Below are 21,223 nucleotides of genomic sequence, written 5' to 3' on the forward strand. Positions count from 1 at the left end.
CGGCCCGAGCCCGGCCGTGGTCCGCTGTGAAGCCGAGGCAGGCGACGACGGACCCCGTGGCGGCGCGATGTGCTGGAGTGCGACGGCTGATCTGGCGGCGGGCATGGGTATCGCCGCCGTGGGTGTGGCGTGCGTGACAGCGGTGGCCCGGGCCGGCAGGGGCCGTGATCTGCCGCTGGCCGCGCTGCCCCTGCTCCTGGGGGCCCACCAGATCGTCGAGTCCCTGGTCTGGCGGGCGGACGGCGGATCCGGCCCGGCGACCGTGGCGTGGGCGGTCATCGCCCTTCCGCTCCTCGTCCTGTGGGTGCCGGCGGCCGTCCTGTGCGCGGCGCCCAGAAGAGCGCGGCACCGTCTTCTGCTGCCGCTGGCCGTGGGTGTCGTGACCAGCGCGGCACTCGCGTACAACCTTGCGAACCACCGGGTCACGGCGGACATCCGCGGCCATACGATCGGCTACGGCATCCGCCTGTCCCACTCCGGACCGATCCTCGCGGGCTATCTGATCGCCACGGTCGGCGCTCTGCTTCTCTCCGGCGACCGCCGTCTGGTGGTGTTCGGGCTGCTGGCCGGGACGGGCGCGTCGGCGTGCTGGGCGCTGTGGCGACTGGAGTTCGTGTCGACCTGGTGCGCTCTCGCCGCGCTCTGCTCGCTGGTCCTGCTGGGCTGGTCGCGCGGACGCCCGCTGCCACGCCGCTGACCCGGCCGGCCCCGGGGGAGAGGCGGACCTCGCCCCCGGGCGTCGTACCTGCTAGTCGGTGTCGGCTCCGGCCCCGACGAGCGTACGGACCTCGAACTCCTCGTACGCGGACGTGTCCTGACGGTCAGTCAGCACGGTGCCGAGCCAGCCGAGGAGGAAGCCCGCCGGGATGGAGACGATGCCGGGGTTCTGCAGCGGGAACCAGGCGAAGTCGGCCGACGGGTAGATGGAGGACGCGGTCGACGAGACCACCGGCGAGAACACGACCAGAAGCACCGAGCAGACCAGCCCTCCGCACAGGCTGAGCAGTGCGCCCCGGGAGTTGAAGCGCCGCCAGAACAGGCTGTAGAGAAGCGTGGGCAGCAGGGCGGACGCGGCGATGGCGAAGGCGAGGAAGGCGAGCGTGGACACGTTGGTCTCCCACGACAGCAGAGCCAGGCCCATCCCCAGCACGCCGATGAGGACCGCCGCCAGCCGGGCCGCGCCCAGTTCCTCCGCCTGGGTGGCGCGCCCATTGCGGATGACCTCGCCGTACAGGTCGTGGGCGAGGGACGAGGCCGCCGCGAGGGTGAGGCCGGCCGCGACTGCGAGCAGCGTGACGAAGGCGAGGCAGGACAGGAGCGCGGTGAGAATCCCGCCGCCGATGGACTGCGCGAGCAGCAGCACCGCCGCGTCGCCCTTCGGGTCGGTCTCCATGATGGACTCGCGGCCCACGAGCGCGGTGGCGCCCAGACCGAGAACGCCCGCGGCCAGACAGACGAAGCCGACCAGACCCGCGGCCCAGACGACCGACGAGCGCAGCACGTTGGTGGAGCGCGGGGCGAGCAGCCGCATCATCACGTGGGGGAGTGCGGCGAGCCCGAGCACGATGGCCAACTGAAGGCTGAGGAAGTCGAGTTTGCTGGTGGTGCTCGCGCCGTAGCGGAGACCGGGCTCCAGGAACCGCTGGCCGATGCCGCTGTTCTCGGTGGCGGCCTCCAGCAGCGCGTCGAAGTTCCAGTCGAAGCGGTGCAGGACCATGACGGCCGTGACGGCGACGCCGGACACGAGCATGACGGCCTTGACGATCTGGATGAACGTCGCGCCGGGCATACCGCCGAGCGAGGCGTACACGATGACGATGGTGCCGATGACGACGACGCACAACGTGCGGGTGGTGGTGCTGGGCACGCCGGTGAACTGGGTCAACAGGGCGACGCTGCCCACGAGTTGAGCCACCAGATAGAGGCAGCAGATCGTCAGGGTGCAGAGGGCGAGCGCGATCCGGACCCCCCGTCCGCCCTGGGGCAGCCGCAGCGCGACTGTGTCCCCGAGAGTGAACTTGCCGGAGTTGCGCAGCGGTTCGGCGATCACCAGGAGCACCATCATCCAGGCGACCGTGGTGCCGCACAGGTACAGCAGTCCGTCGTAGCCGGTGAGGGCGACCAGCCCGGTACTGCCCAGCAGGGTCGCGGCCGAGAGATAGTCCCCGCACATCGCCAGCCCGTTGCGCAGCGGCGACATCTCCCGGTTGCCGAGATAGAATTCGCCGACCTCGTCGCGCTGCGGGGCGATCAGCAGCGCGGCGAACAGTGTGACCACGACGACCGACAGGAACAGCACGAAGGTCAGCTGCCGGCTGAAGGGATCGACGACGCCGGCCCCGATGGTCACCACGTGCGGTACTCCCCCGTGCTCCGCGGACGGGGACCGGTCTGCTCGGCCGGCGGGCGCTGACCGGGCCGACGCTGCTCCGACTGGGCGCGCAGCCCCCGGGCGACGGGGTCGAAGTGGGTGCGCATCCGCCGGACGTAGCGCCAGACGGTCACCCCCATCACCACGAACTGCCCCAGCCCCAGCGTCAGACCGAGGGTGAGATGACCGGCGATCGGCTGGTTCATGATGCCGGGTGCGAAGTTCGACAACAGGATGTACAACAGGAACCCGCCGACGGCGACCGCTGTCGACGCGGCTGCAAAGCGGCGGTACCCGTTCCGCAATGACTGAAATTCAGGATGGCTGTGTATGGCCTGTCCCGATGCGGATTCGGTGTACGTCGGCCTGTATGCGGGCGGCTGGTCCGGCCGCATGAAGTAATTGGACATGAACGCACCTTCTTCGCTGCATTATGTCGCGCATCCAGCTCTTCCGAGCCGTTGATCATCCAGCTCACCGGGGTGGCGGAGGACGCCGGAGCTGCGTTTTTGTGCGGACTTGGTGGGGGAGTCGTGAATCCGGACGTATAGCCGAGGAATTCCGGTGCGGAGCATCGGGGGAGTTTCGTGGCTGCCCAGGGCCCGTCAGGGGTGACGACGGGTTTGGAAGCGGATTATGGCAGTGGCACTCCGGAACAATCAACCGGCTGTGAATTACTATTGAGTACTGGCTCAAATGTGCCGTACGGATGTGCTGTACGAAGAGGTGGGGAAGCGCGGTGTGGAGACATCGTGAAGGGGAAAGCGAAGGGCAGGAAGGTCGCGGCGAAGGCCGGCCTTGAACGGCGGAGGGGCGATGGATTCCACCACGACACTGATCCTGATCGTCGCGGTCCTGGCGGTGGCCGCGCTGGCCGTGGCGGGCACCCTGTTGGTACGGCTGGTCCGCACCCGGCGGGATCTGCGCCGCGCCGGTCTGCCGACGGGCTCGCGCTGGGTCTTCTGGGGCGCGGTCGCCTATCTGGTGCTGCCGACCGACCTGTTGCCCGACCCCGTCTACCTGGACGACATCGGCGTACTCCTGCTGGCCCTGCGCAGCCTGCGCGCACAGGCGCGGGAACTGGGCGGCGGGCCGGAACTCGACTCCCCGCCGACCGCCCGCCCGGACAAGAACTGGTGAGGGACGACAACGACGACGGGGCTCGGCTCGCGGAATTCCGCGAGCCGAGCCCCGTCGTCGTTGTCCCTCTGGTCTCTCTGGTTCTACTGGTCCTGCCTACGCCTCGCTGGCCCGGAGCATGTCCTCGCGCTCGACGAGCTTCACCCGCTCGCGGCCCTGGGGCTCGCCCAGAGCCTTCTCCGCGGCGTCCAGCCGGTGCCAGCCCTCCCAGGTGGTGAAGCGGACGGCCCGCTCGCCGAGGAACGCGTCCACCGCCTCGGGTGCGGGCGAAGCCGGCTCGGGAAGGCGGCCGTTGGTGTAGTCGTCCAGCAGATTGGCGACGGTCTCGTTGGCGTCGCCCTTCGTGTGCCCGATCAGCCCCACGGGGCCGCGGCGGATCCACCCGGTGACGTACGTCGACGGGAGGTGCTCGCCGGTCTCCTGGAGCACTCGGCCGCCCTCGTCGGGAACGGTGCCCGACTCGACGTCCCAGGGCAGCTTGGGCAGCTTGTCGGAGAGGTAGCCCACCGCGCGGTAGACCGCGCCGAGGTCCCAGTCCTTGAACTCGCCGGTGCCCTTGACGTTGCCGGTGCCGTCCAGAGCGGTCCGTTCCGTCCGCAGGCCGACGACCTTGCCGTCCTCGCCGAGGATCTCGGTGGGCGACTCGAAGAAGTGCAGGAACAGCTTGTGCGGCCGGTCGCCGACGTCGCGGATGGCCCAGTTCTCCAGCGTCTTGGCGACCATGTCGGCCTGCTTGTTGCCGCGCCGGGTCGCGATCGAGCCGTCGTCGTAGTCGATGTCCTCGGGGTCGACGATGACCTCGATGTTGGGGGAGTGGTCCAGCTCACGCAGCTCCATCGGGCTGAACTTGGCCTGCGCCGGGCCGCGACGGCCGAAGACGTGGACCTCGATCGCCTTGTTGGCCTTGAGCCCCTCGTGGACGTTCGGCGGGATCTCCGTCGGCAGCAGCTCGTCCGCCGTCTTGGCCAGGACGCGCGCCACGTCGAGTGCGACGTTGCCGACTCCGAGGACCGCGACCTTCTCCGCGTCGAGGGGCCACGTACGCGGCACGTCCGGGTGCCCGTCGTACCAGGAGACGAAGTCCGCGGCGCCGTACGAGCCGTCCAGCTCGACGCCGGGTATGTCGAGGGCCCGGTCGGCCGTGGCCCCCGTGGAGAAGATCACCGCGTCGTAGAAGGCGCGCAGGTCGTCCAGGTTGATGTCACGCGGGTAGTCGACGTTGCCGAAGAGCCGGATCTGTGGCTTGTCGAGCACCTGGTGCAGGGCCGTGATGATGCCCTTGATGCGCGGGTGGTCGGGGGCGACGCCGTAGCGGATCAGGCCGAACGGGGCCGGCATCCGCTCGAAGAGGTCGATGGACACGCCGGGCTCCGCGGCCACTGCGGACTTGAGCAACGCGTCGGCGGCGTAGATCCCGGCGGGGCCGGCTCCGACAATGGCCACCCGCAGTGCGCGAGGCATGATCAGGTTCCCTTCGAGTGATGACAAGAGATCTTCGAAGGAAGCCTAAACTAAGGCAAGCCTAAGCTGGTACGGGGGTCGGGGTTATGAGCTCATAAAGTGGACTTATGAGTCTGGATGCCGCTCCCGGGGACCCCGTTCTCTGAGAGATTCCTATGAATCCGAGTGGCGCTTGAACACCCGGGCGTCCGCCCGCGTATGACGCTGGGGGCATTCACATGCCGAACCGGCCATGCAGCGCAGGAGACATCCGTGGGACGTAACACGCGCAGACGCCCGACAGGTCCACGCCGAGCCACCTTTGCGGCGGTCGCCCTGATGCTGGGCGGAGGTGGACTGGTCGTCGCGAACGTCTACGCCTCGGCCACCGAGAACGGCCCGAACGGCGACTCCTCTCAGCAGAGTTGGGCCGACCGGACTCTGTCGTCGGGAGCCGCGACGATCGACTGCCCCGATGTCGGGGATCAGTTGGCGGACGTACCGGACGAGGCTCGCTCGGAGGTCGACCAGGAACTCGCCGCCCTGGACCAGCAGATCGCCGAGGCCTACCAGCGGCTGCAGAACTCGGCGCAGGCGATACGTGAGGACGGCGGCTTCGCCGACTCCGCGATCATGAACCCACTGAAGGAGAAGCGGTCCGCGACCATCGAGCGGATCGCGATCGCCATCGACCGGGTGGGAGACCGCCCCCAGGGACTCGAGAACCTGGCGGCCTGCACCTTCCGCGCCTCCGACGATCAGTCCGAGGAGGGACAGGACCAGAACGGCGACCAGAACGACGCCGGCCAGGACGGCCAGGACCAGGGCGATGGTCAGGGTGACGGCCAGGGCGGTCAGGGTGGCCAGGACCAGGGTGACCAGCAGAACGGCAACGGCGGCCAGGCCGGCAACGGCCCGGTCGCCGACGACTACGCGGACATCACCACCGTCCAGCCCACCGCGCAGAACCCCTCCCCGCAGAACAACGCCTCGCGCGGCACCTTCGCCACGAGCTGTGGAGTGAACGCGAACGGTCTGTTCAACTCGGACAACGTCATCGTGGCCCCGGGCGTGTCCAACGGCGCACACCACTTCCACGACTACGTCGGCAACCAGGCCAACAACGCGTTCGCGAGCAACGACGACCTGGCCGCAGCGCAGACGAGCTGCGTGGACCAGGGCGACAGGTCCTCCTACTTCTGGCCCGTGCTGCGCCTGCAGAACGGCACGCAGGAACAGGACGCGGCTTCTCCCGGCGGCGGCATCGAAGGCAACGCCGGCGAGATCGTCACGGCCAAGCAGGTCACGATGACGTTCGTGGGCAACCCGGGCAGCCAGGTCGTGGCCATGCCCAAGCTGCTGCGCATCATCACCGGCGACGCCAAGGCGTTCGTCAACGGCACCGCCAACGCCAACGCGTCCTGGAGCTGCACCGGGTTCGAGGACCGGCAGCTCAAGGACAAGTACCCGCTGTGCCCCCAGGGCAGTGACGTTGTGCGCACGTTCAGGTTCCAGAGCTGCTGGGACGGCAGGAACATCGACAGCGCCAACCACCGCACCCATGTGGCCTTCGCCGACGCCGCCGGAAACTGCGGGAACGGCTTCCAGGCGATTCCGCAGCTGGTCCAGCGCATCGTCTACGACGTCGACGCACCGAGCCTTCAGGACGGCGGCCGTACGACGCCCCTGTTCGCGGTCGACTCGTTCCCCGAGCAGCTGCACAAACCGGTCACGGACCACGGTGACTTCATCAACGTGTTCGACGAGAACCTGATGCGGGACATGGTCGACTGCATCAACTCCGGACGGCAGTGCGGCGCCGGCTCCTCGAACGGTGAGGACCCGGAGAACACCCCGACGCCGACCGCGACTCCCGACCCCCCGTCCGGCGGGACCGACGAGCCGACCACCGACCCCACGGTGACCCCGAGCGAGGACGAGACGCCGGAGCCCTCGCTCTCGCCGTCCCCGAGTACACGGACCCCGGACCCGGCGAGCGCCGCTCCCTCGAAGGAGCCCGTCGAGGCGGAGCCGAAGGCCTACACGTCACCGCCGGCCACCCAGCGGGCCGAGACGGCCGCCTCGCCGACGCAGGCGCAGGACACCAACGCCGGCGGCGACACAGGCAGCGCGGCGACCGCCGACGAGGGCAACGGTGACGACGCCTCCGCCACACGGCCCGAACCGCAGGCCGTCACCGGCGATCTCGCCGACACGGGAACCCAGCTGTGGCCGGCCGGGCTCGGGGCGCTTCTCCTGATCTCCGGCTTCCTGCTGCTTCGCCGCATCAGGAACGCAACACGATGACGACCGCGGGCACCTGGGTTCAGGGGCGGTAGGACTGCTGCGGCGGCGTGTTCGTCCGGTCGCCGCCGCCGCTCAGCAGCTGCTCCGCCTGTTCCTTGGTCACCTTCTGCTCCGCACCGCAGAAGGTGCACTGCGTCAGGTACTTGGTCGAGAAAGGGAAAAGGGGCACGAAGAACAGGGTGAACTTGGTGACGCGCTTCCGGAGCGCGTGCGCCGACGGATTCCCGCACTGGCCGCACACCAGTGTGAGTATCGCGAGCTGGTACAGATATCCCTTGGTGCCGAAGACAATCATTCGTAAGTCCCTTTGTCGGTACGGGTGTTGCTGACAGGTCTTTGCCGGTCCGGCCCCCTCAGAAGGGGGTAGTGGATCGTCTGCGTCCGGTTCATGGTGGGGGCATGACCGAACTGCAGACATTCCCACTGCCCGCGACCGTCGAAGGCAGTGAAGCCGACCGGGAACTCGGTCGGGCACTCATAGCCGCCTGGCAGGTCGACGGTATCTTCCAGATCCAGGCCACCCCCGAACAGGATGCTGCCACTGGACGGGCCCTCGACGCATCCAGGGCCTTCGTCGGCCGGCCGCTCAAGGAGAAGGCCCAGTACGTCTCCGACCTCACCTACAGCGGCTATGTCGCATCCGGCGAGGAGGAGACGGCCGGCGAGAAGGACGGCTCGGAGATCTTCACCGTCTGCCCCGACATCCCCGCCGACGACCCCCGCGTCCTCGACAGGTGGCCGTGTCACGGCCCCGCCCCCTGGCCGTCCGACCAGTACGCCGCCGCCATGAAGGACTACATGGACGTCGTCGGAGACATCGGCCACCGACTGCTCCAACTGACCGCGCTGGGCCTCGGCCTGGACGACATGGAGCACTTCACACGGCTCACCGAGGACGGCTGGCACCACATGAGGGTGCTGCGCTTCCCGCCGGCGGACGCCACCTCCGAGCGCGGTATCGGCTCCCACACCGACTACGGTCTGCTCGTCATCGCCGCACAGGACGAGGTCGGCGGCCTCTACATCCGCCCGCCCGTCCCCGGCGAGGCCCGGGGACGCAACTGGCTGCCCGACGAGTCCATGGCCGGGCGCTACGAGAACGAGGGCCCCTGGACCTTCGTGGCCCCGGCCCCCTCGGTCTTCACCGTCTTCCCCGGCGACATCATGCAGTTCATCACCGGGGGAACCCTCCTCTCCACCCCGCACAAGGTGCGCCTGGCCGACCGTGAGCGCTTTACGATGGCGTACTTCCACGAGCCGTCCTTCCAGGCCGTGGCCCGTCCTTTGGACGCGCCCGAGGCGGACGAATTCATCCACTACGGCACGCACTTCACGAACATGTTCATGCGCTGCTATCCCGACCGCTCCACCACCGCGCGTATCGAGCAGGAAGACCGGCTGGCCGTCCTCGAACAGCTCCGCAAAGAAGCACTCACTTCTTGAACCGTGTCCTCTCACGGAATGCGTCAGCGGCCTTTTCCCCTCTCAGGGAAGCAGACCCATTTGGCGGGCGGTCATGACCGCCTCCAACCGTGAATGGCATCCCAGCCTGCGCATGGCGCTGCGCAGATAGCTTTTCACCGTCTCGGCCCGAAGGCCGAGTTCGTCCGCCACGTCGGTATTGGTCCGTCCCAGTGCGACGCACGACAGGACGTCGAGTTCTCGCGCCGAGAGGGCCGGGTCGGACGGACGCCGGGAGGCGGGTGCCCCGGCGCCGGCCAGTTTGTCGCTCAACGCGGCGACCCGCTCGCGCAGGTCGGTGTCCGTGACGCGCTGGGCGAGCACCCGAAGCTCGGCGTATGCCTCGCGAATAGCCTCCCAGTGAGGGGATGCCGGCTCGGGCGGGCGCTCGCCGGCGGCCATGGGCTCGTCGAGAAGGCCGAGGCGCCGCACCACCTCGTCGCGCACCGCCAGGTTCTGCTCCAGGGCGCGGGCGGTGTCCATGACGGCGTCGACCGTCCGGTCGCCCAGCCCGACGGACTGGCGGACCGCGCCGTACATCACCGCCCGTACCGTGCGGTTCACCACCACGGGCGCCGCCACGACGGCCTGGATGCCCTCCGCGGCGACCATGAGGTCGTAGTGATGGCTGATCCGCTTGGAGTTCGCGTAGTCGTTGACCGCGATGGGGCGGTGCAGAGCCACCGCCTTGCCGCCGAGCCCCATACCGAACCCGAGAGTCAGTCCCATGAGGGCTCTGGTCGAGTTGCCGGCGAACTCGGTGAGCTGCGCGTGCCGCCCTCTGGTCACGACGCCGCCGAAGGTGAGATCCACGTCGGTGGTGTGGCGTAACGCGTCGATGGCACGCTTGAGTTGGCGGTCTTCGTCCGAGACGGGGGGTGGTTTCACTGTCATACGTTTCCTCGGTCTGCGCGGGAGCACAGAGTGCTCCGGTGGTGCGTTCCCTTGGGGGCGGGAGCGGCCGGGGTCAGTGGCCGGTTGGTGCTGTGAGGACGCGGTCCTCGGCCCGGTCGACGGTCAGTTCCCGGCGGAAGAAGCGCCAGGTTCCTGTCGTACGCCGGTAGGAGTCGCGGTAGCGGATGCCGCGCACGCGCATTCTGGCGTGGGCGTCGGCAGCGGCGTACATCTCGTGCGCGAGAGAGTCGGTCTCCCCCGAGGCGCTGTCGCCGGCCGGGAATTCAGGATCAGCTCGCCGCCGCCGTCGAGCAGCGAGGCGAACACCGTTGGGTTCCGCCGGTCCAGGGCGGCCGCGTGGGTGTGGACGAGCCGGCGCGGTTCCAGCCGGTCCCGTAGGCCCTGGCAATCGGGGTTCGTCGCGGGTGAGTTGCTCGGATCGGTGTGTGTCACATGTACCACCAGACGGATGTGGGGCCCGTGTCCGTGGCGCGGGTCAGCCGGCGAAGGTCCGCGAGAGCGCGGGCGGCGGCATCCCGAATCCGTGGGTGCCGGAGGCGCCGACCGGCCCGCGGTGCGGGTCGACGACAGCGCTTTCTCCGAGGCCGGCGGGAAGCGGTAATCGGGAGAAATCCATGGGGGAGGGGTTCCTCTCTGGGCGGTGCAGGCTCGGAGCCGACGGGTGCACACGACTACCTCGGGCTCGGCGGGCCTCGCGCTGGGGTGGTGCGCGTGGCCCGGGCGACGGGTCATACGGTTGTACATCCCGTTCTCCGGACCTGGAACGGCTTTCTACTGGCACCAAGATTGAGCTAAACCGGGCCGCACAGCTACCCCCGGATGAGGGGTCGCCGAAAGTCGTCCGCGGGCGTACCGGATCCCGAGGGTGGGCGCACCCCTCCGGGTGAAGGTGAGAAACAGTCAACTACCCGTTCTGGAAAGAGACTTGACGCCGAAGAACTGTTGCAGAACTGTTCTCCTGGCGACAGTGGAACAGCCCCCTCCGCGCACCAGGAGAGGCAGCGGACCGCCGTCCCGACGAAGTCGTTGGCGCTGTGCTCGGACAAGGAGTCGACCCGCTCGTGTTGCCGGCGGAGGACAGTGCGGAGGCTGCGGCCGCCCGTGCCGCGGTGCTGGCGCTGCGCAGGGACAGCGGTATGGCTGTCGCGGGAGTGGCCTGGGTCGTCGACCCGCGGCTGCTGCGGATCGGTGAGACCAGCGGACTGAGGAAGACGCAGGGACGCCGAGGATTCCCCGTGCCCGCGGGCACGGGACTGGTCGGCAAGGTGCTGACGACACGTCGGCTCGCAGCGGTGACCGACTACCGGGCGGCGCGGCAGATCAGCCACGAGTACGACTCCTTCATCACGGAGGAGGAGGTGCGGGCGATGGTGGCGGCGCCCGTGATCGTGGGTACGACGGTACGAGCCGCGCTCTTCGTGGGGTCACGGGAGGCGGTACGGCTGAGTGACCGCGTACTGACGGCGGTGACGGCGGCGGCTCGCGACCTGGAGCAGTTCCTCGCGTCCCACGAGCACGCGCACCGGCTCCTCTCGGAGGCGCGGGCCGTGCCGAGCACTCCCTCGCCCCATGACACGACGGCCCTGAAACAGGTGCACGCGGTCCACACCGAGTTGCTGGACCTGACGGAGACGATCGGCGAGGACCACCTCAAGAAACGCTTCCACGAGGTGTGTTCCCTGCTGGAGTCGGGCTGCTGCGCGGAGCGGACCTCACCCCGACCGGCGGCGAGTCTGTCCCCGCGTGAACTGGACGTCCTGGCCGCGGTCGCCGGGGGCTGTACCAACCTGGACATCTCCGACCGGCTCGACATCGGCCTGGAGACCGTGAAGGGCTATCTGCGCTCGGTGATGCGCAAGCTCGGCACCAGCACCCGTCTCGAAGCCGTCACCGCGGCCCGCCGGGCCGGCCTGCTCCCGTAGCGCCCCTGCGGCATCCTCGGCGACCGACGGGCACCTCAGCCGTCGAAGCGCGACGAGCCGAGCGTCACCTGGTGACCGACGAGGCTGATCTCGACGCCGTCCTCCGTGGCGCGCGCCACCTCGAAGCCGACGCCCTGCGGGAGGCCGACCCGCCAGGAGATTTCGGCCCGTTCGACTCCAGGGACCGTCAGGGAGAGTTCCGTGCCCTGCGCCAGCAGTGTTCCCGTGGTGTTCGATGCCGCCCCGTCGACCGTGCCCGAGACCTTGACGCGGGCCGCCTGGCCGTTGGATCCGGGCGCCTGGGACACCTGCAGCGGGCCGCCGTTGCCCGCGAGTCGGGTCAACACCCCGGACAGTTCCTTGTACGAGAGGGTCAGGGTGCCGGTGGCGGTGTTCGCCTCGGCGCTGCGCGCGGTCATCGAGGTCACCGTCACACCCCGTAGGTCCAGGTGGAGACGGTCGACGTCCAGATAGCCGCCCTGGGCGTTGGTCGTGGTGTCGATCAGGAACCGCTCGGCGGTCAGCGTCACATGATCGAAGCTCTGGGCGGCGGCCTGGGTCAGGAACGGAAAACCCTCGATCGACACGTCCATGTGGCCGTCGGTGGTGTTGGCGTAGCCGTACTTCTCCTTGGCGAGCTGTGTGATCTCCTTGTCGGCGTAGTGCACGGCCACGCGGTCCGCCGCTGTGAACAGCGCGGCGAGCACCACGACCGTGATCAGCAGAACCTTCACCCATCGACGTCTCACGCCGATCCCCCCATGTCACGGTGAAACTGAGTACAAGGCACTCACACGGAGGCCAAGGGGAGACTCTAGGTCGCTGTTGACCATGCACACACGTCGGGGGGGCCAAACTCCCGTCAAACCGCGTCGAGTTGTCCGCCCGTGACGGAGGGAGAGGGCGCCGGGTCCGGGCGGGCCCGGCGCCCAGTGGCTCAGACGGCGTCCAGCTCCGCCGACTCCTCGGCGGAGAGCGTCAGTTGAGCGGCGGCGGCGGAGTCCCGGATCGTCTCCGGACGGCTGGCGCCGGGGATCGGCACGACCACCGGCGACTTGGCGAGCATCCAGGCCAGGCACACACGCTGCGGACTGACGCCGTGGGCCGCGGCGATCCTGGCGAAGGGGGCGTACGCCGAACCGAGGTCGCCGGCCCGGGAGATACCGCCGAGCGGACTCCAGGGCAGGAACGCGATGCCCAGCTCGTCGCACAGCCGCAGCTCCGGCTCGCTGGAGCGGAACGCCGGGGAGAACTGGTTCTGCACGGCGACGAGACGTCCGCCGAGGATCTCGCTTGCCTGCCGGATCTGATCCGGGTCGGCGTTGGAGATTCCGGCCATACGGATCTTGCCCTCGTCCAGCAGGTCCCGGACCGCGCCGACCGACTCCTCGTACGGGACCTTCGGGTCGGGGCGGTGGAACTGGTACAGCCCGATGGCCTCCACGCCCAGGCGGCGCAGCGAGGCCTCGCACGCCTCCCTGATGTGTGCGGGGGAGCCGTCCAGGGTCCAGCTGCCGTCACCGGGACGCAGATGTCCGCCCTTGGTGGCGACCAGGACGTCCGGGCCGCGCTCGTGGGAGGCGAGCGCCCTGGCGATGAGGGTCTCGTTGTGCCCCACATCGTCGGCACGCAGGTGGTAGGCGTCCGCGGTGTCGATCAGGGTCACGCCCGTGTCGAGCGCGGCGTGGATGGTGGCGAGCGAACGGGCCTCGTCCGGCCGTCCCTCGATCGACATGGGCATACCGCCCAGACCGATCGCGCTGACCTCCACGTCACCGATGCGTCGAGTCTGCATTGCTCGTGACCTCTTCCGGGTGTCGCGGCGTAAGGATGTGCCCCACCACCCTTGCTCGCCGACGCCCAGAGGTCCAACAGGGGAATCCGAACGCATTCAGCACTCGCACAACTGAATGACGATGCCACCGCTGATAAAATGGGGTCACGCTTCGACACCGCCGGGGCCCGTGCCAAGGGGTACGGGCCCCGGTGCGTTGCGGGCGTCAGACCAGGAAGGCTCCTCATGAACGCCAAACCGTCGGCTCACAACGCGCCGCAGGGTGAGCTCACCACCCCGCGGACGGTGTCCCCGGGCCTGCCCCCGGCCGTGTCCTTCGACGCGCTCGGGCTGCCGCCGGAGCTCGCGGAGACGATGGCGGGCCTCGGGGTGACGGAGCCCTTCCCGATCCAGGCGGCGACCCTGCCGAACGCACTGGCCGGCCGTGACGTCCTCGGCCGAGCGCGAACCGGCTCCGGCAAGACGCTCGCCTTCGGGCTCGCTCTGCTCGTCCGGACGGCGGGTCGCCGCGCGGAGTCCAAGCGCCCGCTCGCACTGGTGCTGGTGCCGACCCGGGAACTCGCACAGCAGGTGGGCGACGCGCTGGCACCGTACGCGCGGACCCTGAACGTACGACTGGCGACGGTGGTCGGCGGCCTGTCGATCAACCGGCAGCAGGCCGAGCTGCGGGCCGGCGCCGACGTGGTCATCGCGACCCCCGGGCGGCTGACCGACCTGGTGTCGCGCCGGGACTGCGTCCTGAACCACGTGCGGATCACGGTGCTGGACGAGGCGGACCAGATGTGTGACCTGGGCTTTCTGCCCCAGGTCTCCGAGCTCATGGACCAGCTCCCCGCCGACGGACAGCGGCTGCTCTTCTCGGCCACGCTCGACCGCAACGTCGACCAGCTGGTGCGCGACCACCTCCACGACCCGGTGCTCGCCACGGTCGACCGGCTGGCGAGCTCGGTCGCCACGATGGAACACCACGTCCTGAACATCCACGCCGCCGACAAGTACGCGACCGCGACCGAGATCGCCGCGCGGGACGGCCGGGTGCTGATGTTCCTGGACACCAAGACGGGTGTGGACCAGTTCACCCGTCATCTGCGGGCCAGCGGGGTACGGGCCGGAGCGCTGCACAGCGGGAAGTCGCAGCCGCAGCGCACGCACACCCTCGGTCAGTTCAAGGACGGCGCGATCACCGTGCTGGTGGCCACCAACGTCGCCGCGCGGGGCATTCACATCGAGGCCCTCGACCTCGTCGTCAACGTCGACCCGCCGGCCGACGCCAAGGACTATCTGCACCGTGGTGGGCGTACGGCGCGCGCGGGGGAGTCCGGGAAGGTGGTCACCCTGGTCACCCCCAACCAGCGGCGCGATGTCAACCGGATGATGACGGAGGCCGGGATTCGCCCGACGGTCGCACAGGTACGTTCCGGCGAGGAGAAGCTGACCGCCATCACCGGCGCGAAGCGCCCGCCGACCGAGACGAAAACGAACACCGGAAACGCTCCCTTCCGGGGCATCGGCACCCGCCCGGGCCGCCCGGCGAAGGAGTCCCGCAAAGCCGCCGAGGCCCGCAAGACGGCCGAAGCCCGAGCGGCTGCCCGAGTCCGCAAGGGCCGCTGACACCGAGCCGGGAACGGGCCGGAGCCTGCCCGGGAGCCTCTCGGTCGCAGACCGGAAGGGCTGCCTGGAACCCCGTCGTCAGAGGGCGAACGCCTCGGTCAGGCGCACGCTGTAGCCGTCCTCCTCCATCAGGACGACGGTCACCCCGAAGGGCGAGGGGTGGTCGATGTCGAGCGGGATGAACGAGTAGTCGACCGCGGCCCGGACCGGCGGGATCAGCTCGCCGCCCGGCAGCGGCTCGAGTGCGGGCAGCCACTCCGGGGCGGCCGCGGCCTGACCCACGGGGGAGTCGGTGGGGGTCTGCTCGGCGTAGGGGAACCGGTGCAGGGTGTGGCCGTCCTTCGTGGCGTGCACCAGGTTCAGGCACGGCGACGGGCCGGTGACCGGCAACTCGCAGGTGGCGGCGACGTCCTGGGTCTCCCAGGCGAGGACGACCTCGTCGGCACCGGCCGCCGCCGCGATGTTCGACAGCTGGGCGATGCCGGTGAGCGCGTCCTTGCCGGTCTCGACGGGACGCAGCCAGATCAGGCCGACCAGTTCACCGCGAACCAGCGGCATGATGACCGGGCGGGGCAGCTCCCCTTCGCCGGGGCCCGCGACGTACGCGTTCCTCATCGATGCGGCCAGGGCGTCCCAGGTCTGCGTGTCCACGAACTTCCTCTCACCAACTGCACGTTCACACGTTCACGATCGATGCGACCCTGTCACGGCGGCCGCGTCGACGCCAGTTCGTTCGACGGGGACCAGTGACAGGAGTGGCCGGTCCGGCAGCGCCCTCGGGACGCGTTCCAGGACGCCGCCCGCGAACACGTCGTACAACGGCAGTGTCTCCAGGTGCACGTATCCGATGTGGCAGTCGCACACTCCCGAGGGACAGGCCCGCGGGCGCAGCGCGTCCCGGTAGGAGCCGTCGTACAGATTCCCGAGTTCCGCGCGGACGAAATGGCAGCGGCGTACGGTGCCCTCACCGTCCACGGAGAGGACCGACTCCCCGGTGCGGCACGGCAGGCCCGCCGAGCGGTGCGGATGGCGGCTGAACGGGAAGAGCGGGTCCAACGCGGTCCACTCACCGGCCTGCTCGTCGGTGTAGGTGTGCCCTTCGGCCGCGTTCACCCACAGATAGACCTGCTCCGGGAGCTCCGCGCGCAGCCTCCGCGCGTGCTCCAGATGGTCCGGTACGCCGACGATGCCGACGCTGAAGCGGATCCCGAGCGCGGACAGCTCGTACGTCCTGGCCAGGAACCGTTCGTAGGGCGTCTGCCCGGGGTGGTAGGTGCACCACAGGGCGACGGTGTCGCTGTCCGCGTCCGCGAGCCAGTCGGTGCGGCAGCTCAGGTTGGTCTGGATGGCGACCCGGCGTATGTGCGGCTGGTGGGAGAGTTCGACCAGCGCGCGCCGGTACCAGGAGCGGACCAGCCCCTCGCCCCACGGGGTGAAGAGCACCGACAGCTCGTCCTCCCGCTGCTCGCCCGCCCACGCGGTGAAGCGCTCCAGTGCCGCGCGGTCGGCGCGCAGTTGCGCGGTACTGTCGCGGCGCTTCGCGAACGGGCAGTAGGGGCAGTCGTAGTCGCAGGAGGCGAGCGGCCCGCGGTACAGCAGCGTCAGATCCACCGGGCGCCTCTCACTTCGTCTCGTAGGCGGCCATGGCGTCGCGCACGTCCGGTGAGAAGAACTCCGGGCCGATGGCGTCCGAGTGGGCCAGCCCCTCGGCGGACAGCCGCAGCCGCTCCGCACCGGCACCGGTGCTGCCGCCGTCGTCGAGCCAGCCGCGCGCGGCGAGGGTGTCCAGCTCGGCGGGAAAGTCGTCGTACGCCTGCGACCCGAACCGGAGCCGGTACTCGGCCAGCGGCATGCCCTCGGCCTGGAGGAGGGACTGCAGCAGGTGCCGGCGCCGTGCCTCGCCCTCGTCGACCCGTCTGCCGTGGAGCGCGCGGGAGAAGTCCTCGGTGGCGGTGTAGTCGTCGATGATGCCGCGTATCTCCCGCATCGAGACCGCGTAGTCGAAGGAGTAGTGCAGCCGGGAGGTGTACGAGCGGGCACCGCAGCCCAGACCGATCATCCCGTCGGTCTGGCACGCGTAGTCGTCGGGACCCTGGGGCGGCGCGTCCGAGCGCCGGAACATACGCATCGACACCTGCTCGTAGCCGGAGGAGAGAAGGTGGTCGCGGCCCTCCCGGTAGCGGCGCAGCCGCTGCTCGTCCCATTCCCGGTCGGCGGCCCCCCGGTCGCTGTGGCGGCCGAGGCCGGTCAGCGGACGGATGTAGAGGGGGTAGAGGTAGATCTCCTCCGGGTGCCAGGCGAGGGCCGCGTCGAGGGAGTAGCGCCAACTGGCCGCCGTCTGCCCGTCGATACCGTAGATCAGGTCGATGTTGAGCACGGGCACGGCGGCCTCACGGATGCGGGCCAGGGCCGCCTCGACGTCGGACCTGCGCTGCGGGCGTACGGCGGCCCGCGCCTCCTCCTCGACGAAGCTCTGCACGCCGAGGCTGATACGGGTCGCGCCCCGCTCGGCGAGCACGGCCAGCCTGTCGGCGGTGGCCGTGGACGGTGACGCCTCCACGGACAGCGGGACCGCCCGCAGATCCACTCCCATCTCCTGCTCGGCGATGTCGCACAGCCGCTCCAGCTCCGCCGCCTCCAGAAAGGTCGGAGTGCCGCCGCCGAACGCGGCGTTGACGAACCGCGGGGCCTGCGTGTCACCCAGGGCCTCGCGGACCGCGACGGCCTGGCGGCGCACGGCGTCCAGGTAGCGGCCCGTCAGACCGTCCGGCGCGCCGATCCGGGTGAACAGGTTGCAGAAGCCGCAGCGGACCTCGCAGAACGGGATGTGCAGGTAGAGCGAGAGCGACTGGCGGGACTCCCCGGCCCACAGGTCCGCGAGCCGGGGCCCGTGGGTGAGCGGCCGGTAGGCGGTCTTGTGCGGGTACGCGTACGTATAGCTCTGGTAGGGCCGCGGCGGCTGGACGACGGTGTCCGTGGCGGAGGTGTCCGTCGAGGTGGCGGTGGGGCTCATGTGGACGGCTCCAGGAAGAAGTGGCCGTAGGGCACGGTCCACACGGATTCATGGCCGAGGCGGTGACCGGTGTGACCGTCGTCCCCGTAGGCGGTGCCATGGTCGGAGCAGACGATGGCGAAGCAGCGGCGACGCGAACTCATCGCCTTGAACAGCCGCCCGACGTGACGGTCGACGTACTCCAGCGCGGCGGCATGGGTGAGTCTGCTGTCGCCCGCCTCCCGGGTCGCGCCGGGCAGGTGGAACCAGTTCGGCTGGTGCAGCGCGGAGACGTTCAGGAAGAGGAACAGCCGCTGCTCGGGCGGCAGTTCGGACACCGTCTTCTCGGCGCGCGCCACCTGTGCCTCGAAGGAGGTCGGGGAGGCCACGGAGAACTCCGGCTCCCAGTGGCTCTCCTGGAAGAACCCGGGCAGTACGTCGCCCAGGGCGCCCTGCTTGTTGAAGAAGCCGACGCCGCCGATGCACACCGTGCGGTAGCCGTGCGAGGCCAGTCCGGACACGAGGTCGGGGGTGTCGAAGACGTACGTGCCGTCCGCTGTCGTCTCGCTGCCCGCGAACCGGGCCGCGAACAGCCGGGGATGCGGCCCCGGAGCCGCCGGTGTGGGCAGGAAGCCCGCGAACATCGCCTGGTGGGAGGCGTAGGTGAAGCTGCCGGGCGCGTGCCGCTTCTCCCAGGTGCCGCCCGGCAGATGGGCGGTGAGGTTGGGCAGCCGTCCGGCGGCGGCGAGTTCGACGGCCACGTCGTGGCGGAGGGTGTCCAGGGTGAGCAGCAACAGGTCGTCACGGCCCACCACGTCGTTCATGTCCGGCCCGGCGGCCGGGGCGGGAAGGGGCTCAGACGGTGGCATGCGCGGTCCTCGGAAGCTCGTGCGGTGGAACGGGTGCAACGGGTGGGACAGTTGATGCCGCTGGTGTCGTCGGCCCCGGCTCCGGCGCCTGCTGGAAGTGGCCGGGGGCGAACGACGTTGCCGCGGCGACCTGCGCTGCGTACGTGTCCAGGCCTTCCGCTCCGCTGCCGGGGAGGCCGGTGAGACGGGGGAGCAGGTCACCGAACGCGTTGACCTCTCCGACGGCGAAGCGGCGCCAGCCGATGGCCGGCAGCAGATCGACACCGACGCACAGGGTGCCGGGGAAGCAGGCCGCAGCCCGCTCACTCGTTTCGAGGGCGGTCGCCCAGCGGTCACCGGCGAGCGCCCGTACGGCCGCCAGGTCGCCGCGCGCTCCGCCGAGATGCAGATTGGTCAGCGGAGAACGGCTGGTGCGGACCACGGCGTGGGTGGCCCGGCCGCCCACGACCACGATGCGCAGATCCGCCGACCGGCCGCCGAGCGACGCCTTCGGCAGCCATCGCTCGATGTGCAGCCCGTCGGGGGCGAGCGTGTCGACGATCGCGGCGATCTCCCACTCCTCGGTGTAGCGGCGCACCCGCAGGGAGTTGTGCAGCCGGCCCTCCTCGGTCCGCTCCACGGACGTGGTCGCGCGGATGCGCCCCGACGCGGTCGTCTCGATCGCCAGGACACCGGAGGCGGAGGAGCCGTGCGCGAGCTTGACGAACACCCGCCGCAGGCCCGCCTCCGCCATACGGGCGCGTACGTCCGCCCAGTCCCGCACCGGCGCCCCGCCCCCGGAGGTGGGGGAGGACGGTACGGGCACGCCCGCCCGGACGAGCCGGTCGTGACACAGCCGTTTGTCGAACATCACGGCCAGATCCACCCGGTCGTCGAGCCGCCGTCCGCCGCGCAACGAGGCCACCCCCTGCAGGAACCGTCCGTACCAGCGCGCGGACCCCTCCACCCGCGTCGGATCGTCGACACCGCGCAACAACGCGTCCACCTCGGCGCTCTCCCCGGGGGAGTCGAGGCGGACGAACTCGTCGTCGGCGAAGTCGTGTCCCCCGTCGCGCAGGACGTCCCGCCACTCGACCACGCGCGGCGTGCCGTGACCGGCGGCCCGGGTGGCCGCGCGGAAAAGGCTCACCCGGCGGTTGTCCCCGTTGGCGACCACCGCCCATCTCGGCGGGGCGCTCTCCGCCTCCCTGTACCGCATGCCGCTCACTCCCCCCCTTGTCTGCCTGCGTGCCCTGGTCTGTTCCGTCCGGACGCCGTCGGGCTACTCGCCCACCGCGACGAAACGCCACACCGTGCCGTCGTCCTCCTCGTCGGAGTCGGCGTCGTCGGGATCGACGTCGACCTCCACACCGGCGGGCTCCAGTGTCTGGAGCAGCCGCGTACGCAGCGCCTCACTGAGGTAGTTGTGGTGCAGGTCGAGCTTCTTCAGATGGGTCAGCGGCTGACCGGTCAGCAGGGCGGTCGCACCGTCGTCGGTGAGCACGCCCATCGAGACGTCGAGAACCTCCAGACGCGCCACCACCGGCGCGGACGCGAGCGCCGAACAGACGGCGTCCTGGATCTCGCTGTTGCGCAGGGCGAGCCGCCTGAGGCCGGGCAGCCGGGTGCCGGCGAAGAAGGGCTCCAGGTCGGCCACGTCGGCGTCGCCCCCGTACTCGGACGTGCCCAGCCACAGGTCGAGTTCGACGAGGGCGGGCAGATCGCTGCCCGCGATACCGCGCACCACCTCGACGGGCAGGCCGCCGGTCTCGACGGTCAGTGTGCGCAGCCGCTCGTGCCGGACGGCGGGGAAGGACAGCTCGTTGCCGCCGCGGACCCCGAACTCCTCCAGGTCGGGAAAGGCTTCCAGCAAGGGAGTGACATCGCCCTGGGTGATCCAGGAGATCTCGCACTCCTCCGACAGGACATCGGCCAGGAACAGACCGCGCAGGGCGGGCAGCCGGTCGCGGGCCGCCACCAGCGCCCCGATCACCTCGTCGGGGCCGCTGTCGTACATGTCGCTCCACGCACCGACGATCAGCGCGCGCACCCGCCGGGTGTCGACCGACTCCAGGAAGCGGGCGAAGGTCTCCTCCCACTGCTCCTTGGCGTCGTAGGAGTCGGCGGCGATGCGCCAGGCGACGGACTCGGGCGACGGAAGAGCGGACAGGTCCGCCTGGGCGTCACCGGCTTCGGGAAAGGCGAAGGCCGGCAGGCCGTGGAATTCCCCGAGGTGGCTACCGAGTGTCATGCGTGCGTGCTCCCTGATCCAGAGGCCGGTGGATCGGCGGTCGTGGTCATGCGCCCGGCGCGCGCCGACCGCGTCCAGGTAGAGGAGTTCTACCAAGCCCCACTGACAACGCCGCGAACAGGGGCCCCACCGAGGCAGGTCCGACAACCGGTGGGTGAGTCGCGGACGGC

21 protein-coding genes are annotated in these 21,223 nt (G+C 70.0%); 6 read left to right on the forward strand and 15 right to left on the reverse strand.

The window, feature by feature from the left end; translation table 11 throughout:
- Positions 1-67: 67 nt before the first annotated feature.
- Entirely contained in the window at positions 68-697 is a 630-nt protein-coding gene (locus OG241_RS49020) for a DUF6629 family protein (protein ID WP_405825564.1), read from the forward strand.
- Positions 698-748: 51 nt separating this feature from the next.
- Here OG241_RS49020 and OG241_RS49025 read toward each other — a convergent pair whose 3' ends face one another.
- On the reverse strand, positions 749-2,353 hold the full coding sequence (locus OG241_RS49025; protein WP_405825566.1) for a cation acetate symporter: 1,605 nt from the start codon (positions 2,351-2,353) through the stop codon (positions 749-751).
- On the reverse strand, positions 2,347-2,781 hold the full coding sequence (locus tag OG241_RS49030; protein WP_405825568.1) for a DUF485 domain-containing protein: 435 nt from the start codon (positions 2,779-2,781) through the stop codon (positions 2,347-2,349). The genes OG241_RS49025 and OG241_RS49030 overlap by 7 nt, the downstream gene beginning before the upstream one ends.
- Positions 2,782-3,187: 406 nt before the next feature.
- Here OG241_RS49030 and OG241_RS49035 point away from each other — a divergent pair, with 406 nt between their 5' ends.
- On the forward strand, positions 3,188-3,511 hold the full coding sequence (locus tag OG241_RS49035) for a YkvA family protein (RefSeq protein WP_405825570.1): 324 nt from the start codon (positions 3,188-3,190) through the stop codon (positions 3,509-3,511).
- A gap of 96 nt (positions 3,512-3,607) precedes the next feature.
- Here OG241_RS49035 and OG241_RS49040 read toward each other — a convergent pair whose 3' ends face one another.
- On the reverse strand, positions 3,608-4,972 hold the full coding sequence (locus OG241_RS49040) for an FAD-dependent oxidoreductase (RefSeq protein ID WP_405825572.1): 1,365 nt from the start codon (positions 4,970-4,972) through the stop codon (positions 3,608-3,610).
- Positions 4,973-5,224: 252 nt separating this feature from the next.
- On the opposite strand from OG241_RS49040, the gene OG241_RS49045 reads away from it, so the two are divergent.
- The gene (locus OG241_RS49045) at positions 5,225-7,258 is read left to right on the forward strand and encodes a DUF1996 domain-containing protein (RefSeq protein ID WP_405825574.1); all 2,034 of its coding nucleotides are present in this window, start codon (positions 5,225-5,227) and stop codon (positions 7,256-7,258) included.
- 19 nt (positions 7,259-7,277) lie between these two features.
- On the opposite strand, the gene OG241_RS49050 is transcribed toward OG241_RS49045, so the two are convergent.
- Positions 7,278-7,553, reverse strand: coding sequence for a zinc-ribbon domain-containing protein (locus OG241_RS49050; protein ID WP_405825576.1), 276 nt, complete (start codon positions 7,551-7,553; stop codon positions 7,278-7,280).
- 104 nt (positions 7,554-7,657) lie between these two features.
- On the opposite strand from OG241_RS49050, the gene OG241_RS49055 reads away from it, so the two are divergent.
- Entirely contained in the window at positions 7,658-8,701 is a 1,044-nt protein-coding gene (locus tag OG241_RS49055; protein WP_405825578.1) for a 2-oxoglutarate and iron-dependent oxygenase domain-containing protein, read from the forward strand.
- A 42-nt stretch (positions 8,702-8,743) separates the two neighbouring features.
- Here the strand turns inward: OG241_RS49055 and OG241_RS49060 are convergent, their stop codons facing one another.
- The 3 genes from OG241_RS49060 to OG241_RS49070 form a co-directional block, all read right to left on the reverse strand.
- Positions 8,744-9,613 (reverse strand): response regulator transcription factor, encoded by an 870-nt coding sequence (locus OG241_RS49060; protein WP_405825580.1) that lies wholly within the window; start codon positions 9,611-9,613, stop codon positions 8,744-8,746.
- A 73-nt stretch (positions 9,614-9,686) separates the two neighbouring features.
- Positions 9,687-10,022, reverse strand: coding sequence for a nuclear transport factor 2 family protein (locus tag OG241_RS49065; RefSeq protein WP_405825582.1), 336 nt, complete (start codon positions 10,020-10,022; stop codon positions 9,687-9,689).
- Positions 10,023-10,109: 87 nt separating this feature from the next.
- A complete protein-coding gene (locus OG241_RS49070) occupies positions 10,110-10,250 on the reverse strand; it encodes a hypothetical protein (RefSeq protein WP_405825584.1) in 141 nt (46 codons plus the stop codon).
- A gap of 445 nt (positions 10,251-10,695) precedes the next feature.
- Here OG241_RS49070 and OG241_RS49075 point away from each other — a divergent pair, with 445 nt between their 5' ends.
- Positions 10,696-11,556 (forward strand): LuxR C-terminal-related transcriptional regulator, encoded by an 861-nt coding sequence (locus OG241_RS49075; RefSeq protein WP_405825585.1) that lies wholly within the window; start codon positions 10,696-10,698, stop codon positions 11,554-11,556.
- A 35-nt stretch (positions 11,557-11,591) separates the two neighbouring features.
- On the opposite strand, the gene OG241_RS49080 is transcribed toward OG241_RS49075, so the two are convergent.
- Positions 11,592-12,305 (reverse strand): DUF2993 domain-containing protein, encoded by a 714-nt coding sequence (locus OG241_RS49080; protein WP_405825587.1) that lies wholly within the window; start codon positions 12,303-12,305, stop codon positions 11,592-11,594.
- Positions 12,306-12,493: 188 nt separating this feature from the next.
- Positions 12,494-13,351, reverse strand: coding sequence for an aldo/keto reductase (locus OG241_RS49085; RefSeq protein WP_405825589.1), 858 nt, complete (start codon positions 13,349-13,351; stop codon positions 12,494-12,496).
- A gap of 225 nt (positions 13,352-13,576) precedes the next feature.
- Between OG241_RS49085 and OG241_RS49090 the strand changes: the two genes are divergently transcribed.
- A complete protein-coding gene (locus OG241_RS49090; protein WP_405825590.1) occupies positions 13,577-14,962 on the forward strand; it encodes a DEAD/DEAH box helicase in 1,386 nt (461 codons plus the stop codon).
- Positions 14,963-15,040: 78 nt separating this feature from the next.
- Here OG241_RS49090 and OG241_RS49095 read toward each other — a convergent pair whose 3' ends face one another.
- From OG241_RS49095 to OG241_RS49120, 6 genes are all read right to left on the reverse strand, one after another.
- The gene (locus OG241_RS49095; protein WP_405825592.1) at positions 15,041-15,613 is read right to left on the reverse strand and encodes a hypothetical protein; all 573 of its coding nucleotides are present in this window, start codon (positions 15,611-15,613) and stop codon (positions 15,041-15,043) included.
- A gap of 33 nt (positions 15,614-15,646) precedes the next feature.
- Positions 15,647-16,573 (reverse strand): STM4011 family radical SAM protein, encoded by a 927-nt coding sequence (locus OG241_RS49100; protein ID WP_405825593.1) that lies wholly within the window; start codon positions 16,571-16,573, stop codon positions 15,647-15,649.
- 10 nt (positions 16,574-16,583) lie between these two features.
- Positions 16,584-17,975: an STM4012 family radical SAM protein gene (locus tag OG241_RS49105; RefSeq protein ID WP_405825595.1), complete on the reverse strand. Its 1,392-nt coding sequence runs from the start codon at positions 17,973-17,975 to the stop codon at positions 16,584-16,586.
- Positions 17,972-18,778 carry an STM4013/SEN3800 family hydrolase gene (locus OG241_RS49110; RefSeq protein WP_405826856.1) on the reverse strand — a complete coding sequence of 269 codons (807 nt, stop codon included), beginning with the start codon at positions 18,776-18,778 and terminating at the stop codon, positions 17,972-17,974. Before OG241_RS49110 ends, OG241_RS49105 begins: the two co-directional genes overlap by 4 nt.
- Positions 18,779-18,809: 31 nt before the next feature.
- Complete coding sequence (locus tag OG241_RS49115; protein ID WP_405825597.1) at positions 18,810-20,021, reverse strand: STM4014 family protein; 1,212 nt, start codon at positions 20,019-20,021, stop codon at positions 18,810-18,812.
- 63 nt (positions 20,022-20,084) lie between these two features.
- The gene (locus OG241_RS49120; RefSeq protein WP_405825599.1) at positions 20,085-21,053 is read right to left on the reverse strand and encodes an STM4015 family protein; all 969 of its coding nucleotides are present in this window, start codon (positions 21,051-21,053) and stop codon (positions 20,085-20,087) included.
- Between the last annotated feature and the right edge of the window lie 170 nt (positions 21,054-21,223).

Origin of the sequence: Streptomyces sp. NBC_01390 (assembly GCF_045040105.1) — a bacterium.
In the GTDB taxonomy this organism is placed as follows: Bacteria; Actinomycetota; Actinomycetes; order Streptomycetales; family Streptomycetaceae; genus Streptomyces.